5 protein-coding genes are annotated in these 6,266 nt (G+C 72.2%); all 5 read left to right on the top strand.

The window, feature by feature from the left end:
• Positions 1-327 precede the first annotated feature (327 nt).
• Entirely contained in the window at positions 328-459 is a 132-nt protein-coding gene (locus ACZ562_RS07745; protein ID WP_471174996.1) for a hypothetical protein, read from the top strand.
• Positions 460-768: 309 nt separating this feature from the next.
• A complete protein-coding gene (locus ACZ562_RS07740; RefSeq protein ID WP_471174994.1) occupies positions 769-1,899 on the top strand; it encodes a helix-turn-helix domain-containing protein in 1,131 nt (376 codons plus the stop codon).
• 293 nt (positions 1,900-2,192) lie between these two features.
• Positions 2,193-3,182 carry a malate dehydrogenase gene (locus tag ACZ562_RS07735; RefSeq protein ID WP_471174992.1) on the top strand — a complete coding sequence of 330 codons (990 nt, stop codon included), beginning with the start codon at positions 2,193-2,195 and terminating at the stop codon, positions 3,180-3,182.
• Between the two features lie 310 nt (positions 3,183-3,492).
• Entirely contained in the window at positions 3,493-5,271 is a 1,779-nt protein-coding gene (locus ACZ562_RS07730) for a hypothetical protein (protein WP_471174990.1), read from the top strand.
• Entirely contained in the window at positions 5,258-5,611 is a 354-nt protein-coding gene (locus ACZ562_RS07725; RefSeq protein WP_471174988.1) for a hypothetical protein, read from the top strand. Before ACZ562_RS07730 ends, ACZ562_RS07725 begins: the two co-directional genes overlap by 14 nt.
• The last annotated feature ends 655 nt before the right edge of the window (positions 5,612-6,266 follow it).

Genomic DNA, 6,266 nt, shown 5'->3' with positions numbered 1-6,266 from the left:
ACGACCTGCTCTTCCTCGCCGGCCGCGCCCTCGTCGGCATCCGTCTTCTTTCGACGTCCGAACACGTCACTGCCCTTCCCCTCCCCCCCCCCCCCCCCCCCATCCCCCCCCCCCCCCCCCCCCCCCCCCCCCTCCCCCCCCCCCCCCCCCACCCCCCCCCCCCCCCCCGGGACCAACCCTGGTGCAGGTGACGGGCCTCTTCAACAGCTGTCAGTGCGCTGTGGCACGGGTGTGACCGTTCTGCCACGTTGTCCGCGCTCTGCCACGGTACGACCGCACACCGGCCCCCGCCCCGGCAGGCGGTCGTAGGACGGCCCCACGCTCCTGTTGTGGTGGGACACGCCCCCCGAGGAGAACGAACGCGGCAGCGGGCTGCCGGGCGCGCTGCTGCTGTACGCCGTTGTGCTGCTCCTCGTCCTGCTGTCGGCCGGTGTCGTCGGCGCCGTTGCCCTTGGGTGAGCCGAGCACTCCTGTGACGGGCGGCGCGGCCCGTGTGCGCCTGCCGTGGTGATGTGTTGACGAGTTCGCGCATGCGAGGGGAAGTCGTGCGCTGCCGCGGCTAGCGTGGGAAATCGGGACGGTCTGGGATGTCCCGCGCATATGCCAGGGCGTGCGACGGTGCGCGCCTGCGGCCTCACGCTCCTGTGCGCCCCATTTCCGGGAACTGGGATCCCGGCCGGACGCATCCCTGTGGGTAGCCAGAACGGGCAGACCGGGAGCAAACCGGGGGACCGTCAGCAGGAAACCGGGGGAAAGAGGGGGGAAGCAATGCCTCGTTGGAGGGCCTTGCCGGACGAACTCGATCCGCAGGTCAGGGAGTTCGCGGGCCAGTTGCGACGGCTGGTGGACCGCAGCGGTCTCAGCATCGCAGCGGTGGCCGACCGCACCGGCTACAGCAAGACGTCCTGGGAGCGGTACCTCAACGGCCGGCTGCTCGCGCCCAAGGGAGCGATCGTGGCCCTGGCCGAGGTCACCGGCACCAATCCCGTCCACCTGACCACGATGTGGGAACTCGCCGAGCGTGCCTGGAGCCGCTCGGAGATGCGTCACGACCTGACCATGGAGGCGATACGGATCTCCCAGGCGCGTGCCGCGCTCGGGGAGTCCGGCGCGCCGTCGGCCGCCGCCCAGGGCGGCAAGGCGGCGGCCCCGGCGGCCCGCAGAGGCGGCAGCGCGACCGCGACTCCCGGGATCGCCGGGCCCGCGGGCGTGGCGCCGACGGTGCCGCCGCAGCCGACGGCGCCCGAGGTGCAGGACTCCGCCGGGGGCAGGAGGGAGAGCGGGAACTCCTGGGGAGTCGCCGGGCATCGGGGGCCGACGGCTCCGGCTGCGGCTGCACCGTCACCGTCACCGTCGGGCGGGGGCACTTCCGGTGAGCCCGTCGGCGGGTCCTCCGGAGGGCCGGGTGGCAAGCAGCGGCTGACGACGTTCCTCGCGGGTGTCGTCGGTGTGCTGGTCGTCGCCGCCGGGGTGCTGTTCCTGATGGACGGCGGCGGCGGGCAGAGCGACGAGGGCGCGGCCAGGACACCCCCGCCGTCCGCCGGCACGAACGTCGAGCTGCCGGCCGGGGTGAAGTGCGGCGGTGCCTCCTGCACCGGCAAGGACGCGGAGAGCATGGGGTGCAGCGGTGATCTGGTGACCACGGCCGAGACCGCGACCGTGGGGTCCACCGTGGTAGAGGTCCGCTACAGCAAGACCTGCCGGGTGGCGTGGGGGCGCATCACGCAGGCCGCTCAGGGGGACGAGGTGCGCGTGACGGCCGGCGGGACCGTGCAGTCCGGGAACATCACCACGGCCGGGGACACCATCGCGTACACGCCGATGGTGGCGGTGAAGGACGCCGGCGAGGCGAAGGCGTGCGTGACGCTGGCCTCGGGGCGGAAGGGGTGCACAAAGTAGTCGGTGGAAGACAGGATTGGCGGCCGCCGTCGTGGGCACGCGAACCGTACCCCCACGGGAGTCCGGCAATCGGTACCCCCACAATGCGGCCGCCCATGTCCCCCTCTCCCGGACCGGGCGGCCGCTCCCTTTCGCGGCTCTGTGGGACGGGCCACACGGACCCGGACGTCCGGGATGCCGGATGCGCGATAGCCTGACCGCTGGATGGATCTCTTGATACCAAGAGATCGATCATTTGTAGGTCCCACCCGGGGCAGGGACGCCCCACCGCCAGCTGTCATACGGAGAACGCCATGACCCGCACTCCCGTGAACGTCACCGTCACCGGCGCGGCCGGCCAGATCGGTTACGCCCTGCTCTTCCGCATCGCCTCCGGCCAGCTGCTCGGCGCGGACGTGCCGGTCAGGCTGCGCCTCCTGGAGATCACCCCGGCGCTGAAGGCCGCCGAGGGCACGGCCATGGAGCTGGACGACTGCGCGTTCCCGCTGCTTCAGGGCATCGACATCAGCGACGACCCGAACGTCGCCTTCGACGGCGCCAACATCGCCCTCCTCGTCGGCGCCCGCCCGCGCACCAAGGGCATGGAGCGCGGTGACCTCCTGGAGGCCAACGGCGGCATCTTCAAGCCGCAGGGCAAGGCCATCAACGACCACGCCGCGGACGACATCAAGGTCCTCGTCGTCGGCAACCCGGCCAACACCAACGCGCTCATCGCCCAGGCCGCCGCCCCGGACGTACCGGCCGAGCGCTTCACCGCGATGACCCGCCTGGACCACAACCGCGCGCTGACCCAGCTCGCGAAGAAGACTGGCTCGACGGTCGCCGACATCAAGCGCCTGACCATCTGGGGCAACCACTCCGCCACCCAGTACCCGGACATCTTCCACGCCACGGTCGCCGGCAAGAACGCCGCCGAGGCCGTGAACGACGAGAAGTGGCTGGCCGAGGACTTCATCCCGACCGTCGCCAAGCGCGGTGCCGCGATCATCGAGGCCCGTGGCGCATCGTCGGCCGCCTCCGCCGCCAACGCCGCCATCGACCACGTGTACACCTGGGTCAACGGCACGGCCGACGGCGACTGGGCCTCCATGGGCATCCCGTCGGACGGCTCCTACGGCGTCCCGGAGGGCCTGATCTCCTCCTTCCCGGTCACCACCAAGGACGGCCGGTACGAGATCGTTCAGGGCCTGGAGATCAACGAGTTCTCCCGCACCCGTATCGACGCCTCCGTCAAGGAGCTCGCGGAGGAGCGCGACGCGGTCCGCTCCCTCGGCCTCATCTGAGCCGTCTCGACGGCTCTGTCACGAGCGCCCACGGGCCCTGTTCCGGTTTCTGCCGGAACGGGGCCCGTTCCGTTTTCCGCCGGTACCTTCAAAAGCGGTACCGCTGGCGGCCGCCCCCGCGCTCGTGCGCGAACCGCTCGACACCGCGCCGGCCTCCTTCTGCCCGGCGTGCGCAGTGCTTGTGAGGAGCCTGTAGCAGTTGAACCGTCGTACCGCCATTCCGCTTTCCCCGGTCCCATCGGTCACTCTATGCTGATGGTTTGTCAACTGAACGTCTGACAAAGGACTTTCCACGCATCGGGGGAGTGGCGTGAGCACCGCCTACGTGCCGCAACAACCACAGCCGGCCGACACCGACGCACCACCGACACCGCCGTCCACACCGCCGCACGCCAGCGAGGCGACCCGGCTGCTGTGCGCGGGCACCTATCTGGACTCCGGCTACCGCGACCGGGTCATCGAGGAACTCCACCTCAACGAACAGCGGATCGTGGCGCCCTCGCTCGGCTTCGACGCGGCCCGAGTCCTCGCGCACGCCCTCCGGGCCCGGCGCCAGGAGCTGCTGTGGGCCGGGGCGATCCTGGGCCTGTGGGTGGTCGGCGCGCTGCTGACCGGGGGGCTGCTGGCCTTCTTCGTGGGCCCCAGCCTGTACCTCGCGGTCGCGTCCTGGGTCAGGGGCCGCGGCGCGCAGCCGCTGTACCGCCGTGTGCCCGCCTTCCTGCTGCGCTGGTGGGGCCGTGTCATGTTCGCGGTGCTGCTGGTCTTCACGGTGATCGTCGCGTTCGGCGCCGGGGAGGAAGACTCCTCGTACGACTCGTCCTACGACTCCTACGACTCCGGCCTGTACGGCGACGGCTTCTCCGACCCGTCGAGCGCGAGCGACCTGCTGGTCCCGTCCGGCGACAGCCTCAGCGACCTGGTCAAACCCTGGCAGGGCTGGGCCACGCTCGTCATGTTCGTGCTGATCGCGCTGTGCATCGCCGCACAGCGTGGCCAGTTCGCCCGGGTACTCGCCGCCGAACTGTCCCCACAGCGCTTCCCGGACGCCGCCGGCGACCCCGCCGAGCAGGCCGAGGGAGAGCGGTTCCGGCGGCTGAAGGACCGCATCCGGCTCGAACAGCACGCGCCGCTGATCATGTATCACGAGGCACGCCCGTTCTGCGGGGCCGGCGAGGCCTACGAGACATGGGTCCTCGCCGTGGAGCTGCGCCCGGAGGACATGAAGAAGCAGCAGCCGCTCGGCAACCGCGCCGTCCTGGAGAAGATCCGGCCGCTGATAGAGCAGCTGCGGCTGCCCGCCGAGTACGCCGGCCACCTGGGGCGCGACCGACTGCGCTGGCTGGAGATCGACGAGTGCGTGTTCCTGCCCGCCGAGGGGCTGCGGCGGCGCGAGGAGGCGCCGTACCACCCGCAGGCCTTCGAGGAGCACCGGGCGCGTGCGGTGGAGGAGGGTGCCGAGAAGCGGCGGCACTTCCTGCGCATCCGCGTCGGCGGCTGGGAGGAGGAACTGGCCGTCACGATCTTCGTGCGCATCCACACCCAGGGCCGCATGCTCATGCTGGAGGTCGCCCCGCACGTGCTGACGCCGGTGCGCGAGGACTTCAAGAACGCCGACCGCACCGCCCACCGCTTCCGCAACAACAACGTGCTCGGCAAGGCGGCCTGGGCCGGCGCGCTGGTCCCCGGCTCCGCGGTCCGCTCCGTGATCACGCTGGGCAAGGGGCTGGTGTACGTCTGGCGGCTGCTGACCGGCGGGTACGCGGGTGCGCTGCCCGACGGTCCGTCCCTGTCGGTGCGGGAACTGGGCTCGGTGACCACCGGGTCCCTCTTCCAGGCGATGGACGTCGCCCGCTACCTCAAGAGCGTGCAGGACCGGGTGGCGAACGGGGTGCGTACCGCGCTCGCCGAATCCGGTTTCGAGACCGGCGAGTTCGTGCAGAAGATCGTCAACATCAGCAACGGCGACGTGAACATCGGCCGGATCGAGGGCAGCACCTTCGCCGTCGGCTCTCACGCCTCCGCCACCTCCTCCACCACCACCGGCGGCGCCGCGCCGCAGAAGGGATCCGACACCGATGGCCACGGATGAGCCGAACGTCAGGATCGGCGACGTCTCGCACAGCACGTTCGCCATCGGCAGCCACGCGCGGGCCGAGAGCCACCACGGCACCGCCCCGCAGCGCGACGAGGCCGCCGAGGAGCTGTTGGAGGCGGTGCGCGAGCTGCGTGCCGACCTGGCGCGGGTGCGCGGCAGCGAACAGACGGTCGCTCTGGACACCGCGCTCGCCGAGACGGAGGACGAGATCACCCGCACCGGCCAGGCCGCGCCCACCCGCCGGGAGCGCCTGCGGGAGCTGCTCACCGACTCCCAGGCCCTCATGAGCGTCCTCGCCTCGGCCGGGGCCGTGGCCGGACTGCTGGGGATGTGAGAGGGACGCGATGAGCGGGGGAGCGCGGCACTGGAACGAAGAGACCCAGCGCTGGGAGGACGAGGAAACCCGCGGCACGACCCCGGCCACCCCACCACCCCCGCCCCGCCCGGACTTCGCCCCGGCGTGGACGACGGCCGGGGGCGCGCCGGGGGCCGGGCCGGCGGACGGCGGAGCTTCGACACACGGTTCGGCGGGCTATGGGCCTGCCGGGACGGGGTCGCCGGCCGACCGGTCCCCGGCTGACGGCGTCCCGGGCGTTGGATCACCCGGCGACGGGTCACGGTCCGACGGGGCTCCGGGCGCCGGCTCGCCGACCGATGTGGTGCCGGGCGATGGTTTGGGGGGCGACGGCTCCTCGGCGGACGTGGCTCCTGACGACGCCTCGCGGGGCGACGGCTCCCCATTGGGCGTGGCTCCGGGCGCCGGCTCGCGGGGCGTGGTGGCGCCGGGCGACGGCTCCCCAGCCGATGTGGCTCCGGCTGACGGTTTGGGGGGCGACGGCTCCCCGGCGGACGTGGCTCCTGACGACGCCTCGCGGGGCGACGGCTCCCCATCGGGCGTGGCTCCGGGCGCCGGCTCGCGGGGCGTGGTGGCGCCGGGCGACGGCTCCCCAGCCGATGTGGCTCCGGCTGACGGTTTGGGGGGCGACGGT

The sequence above is a fragment of the Streptomyces sp. NPDC040410 genome (assembly GCF_055595715.1).
The sequence above is the reverse complement of the archived record's forward strand: the minus strand, read 5'-3'. Positions and strand labels throughout refer to the sequence as shown.

Bases quoted from the DNA above. Each gene is read 5' to 3' on its own strand.
- ACZ562_RS07740 (WP_471174994.1), top strand. From the start codon at position 769: ATGCCTCGTTGGAGGGCCTTGCCGGACGAACTCGATCCGCAGGTCAGG.
- ACZ562_RS07735 (WP_471174992.1), top strand. From the start codon at position 2,193: ATGACCCGCACTCCCGTGAACGTCACCGTCACCGGCGCGGCCGGCCAG.
- ACZ562_RS07725 (WP_471174988.1), top strand. From the start codon at position 5,258: ATGGCCACGGATGAGCCGAACGTCAGGATCGGCGACGTCTCGCACAGC.